We start from the raw sequence: 4,460 nt of genomic DNA on the forward strand, positions 1-4,460 counted from the left end.
GCTCCTGGTGAAAGCTTGGATTTTGCCAACACGGTTGGAAGACCTCTCTACACGATGCTTATCGTCGACCACGACCGCAATGCATGGGTAAAACCGGAGGTCTATAGCTATCCGCTTTACATTTGCACACGCCCTGAAATGCTGTTTAAAGCAGTGATTGGAGCGAAATAACATGCGGTGGAACGGGCTGCTAAACCAAATGGTTAAAGATGTGCGCAACACTTTTGGGCAGCCCATCATCTACACGCGAAAAGACAACCAGCAATCTTTTCGTATCACAGCGATTTACACCATTAAGCATTCAGAATCGGACGCCGGTGGCAGAATCCCTACCACAATTGCAAGAAAGGAACTTGATCTTTGTATCAATGATATCGGGGGAATACCACCAAACCCTCAAGATAGTGTTGTAATCATTTCCCCTGAAAACAACAAAACCCCCTCTCAAGAGCACTTCGTGATCACAGATGTCCAAGCCTCAGAATCCGGTATGTATAAGCTTATCTTACGAGAGTTAAAAAAATGACGCATCTTTTTCTTGTGTATTTAAAAATCAATAAGGCTGCCCAAGAACTCGGATTACTGCTGCAAACCTTGGATTTGGAATAGCACTAAATCGGTAATTCCATGGTGCGCCGGTACGGTGACTGATGTGACATCCTTGGTATGTTATAGTTACTGATGCAATTCTTGCCCAAGTAGTCCTTTCATTATCTTCAGGGCTTTCAAATACAATAGCTTGATTTGTTACTAAAAGACGTCCTAAAATTGGAGTATTTTCGCCAATATCAAAGGTAACGCGTTCTTGAACTCCCAACAGTTTTTCATTTTGTACTAAACGATAATCATATTCACTTGCGTCAAGTTCTTGAAACATTTCACATGCTTCCTCAAAATTAGAGGGAGGAATATCTGATTGCCACAGAGCAACTTCTTGCTCAAAGCTTTTTTCCTTTTTTGTCTCACGATAGGCAATAATAACAAAAATTAAAACAATAAAAATGGGTACTAATAACCATGGCGTAATAGTTACTGTTACCACAATGCCTCCAATCAGTAGAGCACAAAGGAGAACGATCTGTACCCTCTTTTCTAACCGTTTTTTTTCAAGTTCCGGCGACATTTTATTAACAACTGATAAATCAGAAGAAGGATGGATATGGGGGGGAGGCATTAAAACCTGCTCTGAAACTTTTTCTTTAAAACGTTTGTTGCGTTTATCTTGCCAATGAACAAAAATAGACAATACAATAAATGCAAAGAAAATTAACCTGAACCATCCCCAAAAACCTAGACCATCATTTTCGTCTGACTTTTTATCTTGAACATGGATACTTTGCTTATCAGTATTCTCAGGTAGTACCTTTGTCACGCTTTCATTTTGAGTAGCAACATCTATTAATAAAGTCGAGGAGGAGGAAAAAATTTCATTATTGTACGCAACTTGATCTGGTTTGATTTTGTGAAAAAAAAACGCACCTAATATTGCAGAGCCGAGAAATAATAAGACTCCAATACCAAGGGTTTTCAATCCATTTTTACGCCATTTTTTTATACACACTAAAACAAGTCCGACAACCATCACCGGTAACGACAACAAACATACGATCATCGCAATTGTATCAAGTATGTCGAGCATTATTGTCCCCTCCACTATAAATAAAAAACTAAGCTGGAAAATCTAAAGTGAGTCGACAAATAAAGTAAATATGTGCTTATGATTTTTAGAAAAAAGTGATATTATTACAGGAGTATGAATAATCGAAACAGGTGCCTCAAAAACACCTTAAACCAATAGCGGATAGATTGCCGAAACAATCTCTTTTCCGCACATTAAAGGCTTTGACTCATTGTATGTTACACGCATATAATGATCTCGTCGGGTGTGGTTATGCTATACAATACTCTTGATGGGAAAAGCATAACGACGGACTATTGGCCGTGTTTTTGAGCACCCGGCACTTTATTTATAAAAGTGTCAATCAAAAACGTCTAACCAATAGGAGTTCATCATGAACACTCTTATAGAAATTAAAGGAAACACTGCTAATAGTGCTATCCATCAAACTATGTCTAGTCGTGAAATTGCTGATTTGTGTAAAAAGCAGCATAAGAATGTTATGCGCGATATCAAGCAAATATTTAACGAGCTCAAATTTGAGCCGGTTGATTTTATAGGCACTTATGTTGATGCAAAAGGCGAAAGCCGCCCTTGCTATAATCTCCCTAAGCGCGAATGTTTAATTCTCGTATCTGGTTACAGTACTGCTTTACGTGCTAAAATCATTGACCGTTGGCAAGAATTGGAAAAGCAAGTAGCCACACCACAAGTTGATTATTCCAAACCCGAAGCATTACTTGGTGTCTTGAATCACTTACAAAGCCAAATCGAGCAAAAGGATAATACCATTGCCGAATTAACTCCAAAAGCAAAAGCTTTGGAAGGTTTAAAACGCTCTGATGGTTTGTTCGGTCTTATTGAAGCTGCAAAGATGTTAGAGGTACGACCAAAAGATTTAACTGATTACTTGCGTAAACATGATTGGGTTTATCGACGGGCTCCAGGGACGCCTTTGTTACCTTATCAGGATAAAATCAAGAAAGGATTCATGGATTGCCCTGCTATTACCATTCAAAGACCGGATGGTACAGTAAAGGTGCTGCCTTCAACGAAAATCACATCCAGAGGATTAGCATGTTTAAGAGAGCAAATCTTTTGGGGGGGGCAATGAATACCAGTATCGATTTTTTGTGCGATTTATGGATGGCATTGTTTTAATTTTCTGATCGTGATGATGTCGAAGATAAAGCTTTTAATGCTCTCATTGAGACCATGGATGCAATAGAAAAAGCTTTGATTTTAAAACTTCAAGATGAGGTGCCGAATATTACAAAGATTCTTGCAGTTCTTACAGGTTTTGGAACTTCAGAACTACCGCATAGCATGAATCCGTTATTGCAAGCTTATGCTCCTACTTTGGAAAGTCCTGTTGTAAAAGCTGCTTAACTTAAAAACAAAACTCCCCTCCCTATCGTTAAAGGTGGGGAGGTGGTTAAACCCTACATTCAAATTTATTGATTTTGGCAAATTCGTCTGCTTTTTCAGTTTGTAATATACTAACGTCATAAGCAGCTTGCATGTTAAGCCAAAATTCAGCAGTAGTATCAAAAAAATAGGCTAATCTGAGAGCAGTATCGGGAGTCACTGGACTATTTTCAGCAACAATACGTTCTATTCTCGTGCGTGGAACATTTAATGCTTTTGCAAGAGCATAAGCAGAGAGAGCATATTCTTTTAAATATTCCTCTCGTAAAATTTCTCCGGGATGAATCGCTATATAATTTTTCATCTCGACCTCCTACAGATCAATGATAATCTATGATTTCAACTTCATAGGCGCCATTAGAGCGCCATTCAAAACAAATACGAAACTGGTCATTAATACGGATAGAATATTGACCTTTACGCTCTCCTTTCAATGCTTCTAGACGATTTCCCGGAGGACTACGCAAATCTTTGAGATCAACTGCTTTATCGAGCATAAACAATTTTCTTTGGGCTATACGCACTAGAGTGGTGGGAAAGTCTCTGGGCGGATTGCCTTCTAAAAGATCTTTACACCGCTTATCAGCAAAAGATTCAATCACCAAATCACCTTTATTCGTTCTTTTACGTATCATAACACGATACCAATATAAAGAAAAGGATAAATGTTAAATAACAGGAACACTCATGCATCCGAGAGAAACGATAAGGGAAAGCTTTGTTGCGTTGATTAAAGCAGCAAAGACGGCAGCTGGTGACAATGTTTTCAATATGCGTGATTTCAATTTATTTATTGAAGCAATGCCAGCTATTAATATCTCAACGCAAAGTGAAACGATTGAAGATGGCTATGATTATGGAGTAAGGCGGCGTGTTTTAACAGTAGATGTTGAATGCTATGCAACATGTGAAGATGGCGCACGTTTTGTTGACCAATTAGCATGGGAAGTTGAGGAGGTTTTCTACGCTAATCCCAATCTCAACAACACAGTTGAGACATGCCGCCTGCAAAATATTGCTTTTGCCTTTGGTGATAATGGCGCTCTAGCACTCCACGGTGCAATTTTAACCTTTGACGTAACTTACGTCACCAATATCCCCTGCCTTGATGAAGGAAAGGCAACCGAAAGAGTTGTTGAACCCGTTGTCGGTTTTAAACCAGAAACAGGTATGGGAAACCAAGACAAATACCATAAAATTGAAGGTGGACATGTTAGAGCGGCGCGATAAAGAAATCACAGATCTAAAGAGACGTGTGGCAAATATGGTTGTGGTGGGGAAGATTAGCCATGTCGACCATAAAAACGCACGCTATCGGGTAAAAAGTGGCAATCTTGTCAGTGACTGGATTCCAGACACACAAGCCCGCGCCGGTAAAACACGCTCCTATGAAGGGCGTGATGTTGGAGAGCAA

The 4,460-nt window shown here is 39.3% G+C and carries 7 protein-coding genes and 2 pseudogenes; 6 read left to right on the plus strand and 3 right to left on the minus strand.

Annotated elements, in window-relative coordinates; all coding sequences use genetic code 11:
• The coding region (locus tag ACFIJL_RS08575; protein ID WP_375624228.1) for a major capsid protein at positions 1–171 on the plus strand (171 nt) is incomplete at its 5' end.
• A gap of 1 nt (position 172) precedes the next feature.
• Positions 173–526: a hypothetical protein gene (locus tag ACFIJL_RS08580; RefSeq protein ID WP_375624236.1), complete on the plus strand. Its 354-nt coding sequence runs from the start codon at positions 173–175 to the stop codon at positions 524–526.
• 27 nt (positions 527–553) lie between these two features.
• Here ACFIJL_RS08580 and ACFIJL_RS08585 read toward each other — a convergent pair whose 3' ends face one another.
• On the minus strand, positions 554–1,639 hold the full coding sequence (locus tag ACFIJL_RS08585; RefSeq protein ID WP_375624238.1) for a hypothetical protein: 1,086 nt from the start codon (positions 1,637–1,639) through the stop codon (positions 554–556).
• 373 nt (positions 1,640–2,012) lie between these two features.
• Here ACFIJL_RS08585 and ACFIJL_RS08590 point away from each other — a divergent pair, with 373 nt between their 5' ends.
• Together ACFIJL_RS08590 and ACFIJL_RS08595 are read left to right on the plus strand one after the other, a co-directional pair.
• Entirely contained in the window at positions 2,013–2,732 is a 720-nt protein-coding gene (locus tag ACFIJL_RS08590) for a Rha family transcriptional regulator (RefSeq protein ID WP_375624240.1), read from the plus strand.
• A pseudogene (locus ACFIJL_RS08595) lies at positions 2,729–3,007 on the plus strand (hypothetical protein). The gene ACFIJL_RS08590 and the pseudogene ACFIJL_RS08595 overlap by 4 nt, the downstream one beginning before the upstream one ends.
• Positions 3,008–3,053: 46 nt before the next feature.
• Here ACFIJL_RS08595 and ACFIJL_RS08600 read toward each other — a convergent pair.
• On the minus strand, positions 3,054–3,350 hold the full coding sequence (locus ACFIJL_RS08600) for a HigA family addiction module antitoxin (RefSeq protein ID WP_004861504.1): 297 nt from the start codon (positions 3,348–3,350) through the stop codon (positions 3,054–3,056).
• Between the two features lie 16 nt (positions 3,351–3,366).
• Complete coding sequence (locus ACFIJL_RS08605) at positions 3,367–3,681, minus strand: type II toxin-antitoxin system RelE/ParE family toxin (protein ID WP_375624242.1); 315 nt, start codon at positions 3,679–3,681, stop codon at positions 3,367–3,369.
• Between the two features lie 52 nt (positions 3,682–3,733).
• Between ACFIJL_RS08605 and ACFIJL_RS08610 the strand changes: the two genes are divergently transcribed.
• Positions 3,734–4,276: a hypothetical protein gene (locus ACFIJL_RS08610; RefSeq protein WP_375624244.1), complete on the plus strand. Its 543-nt coding sequence runs from the start codon at positions 3,734–3,736 to the stop codon at positions 4,274–4,276.
• A pseudogene (locus ACFIJL_RS08615) lies at positions 4,257–4,460 on the plus strand (phage baseplate assembly protein V); the annotation flags it as partial. The gene ACFIJL_RS08610 and the pseudogene ACFIJL_RS08615, both read left to right, overlap by 20 nt.

It is taken from the genome of Bartonella sp. TT119HLJHH (genome assembly GCF_042193385.1).
Lineage (GTDB): Bacteria > Pseudomonadota > Alphaproteobacteria > Rhizobiales > Rhizobiaceae > Bartonella.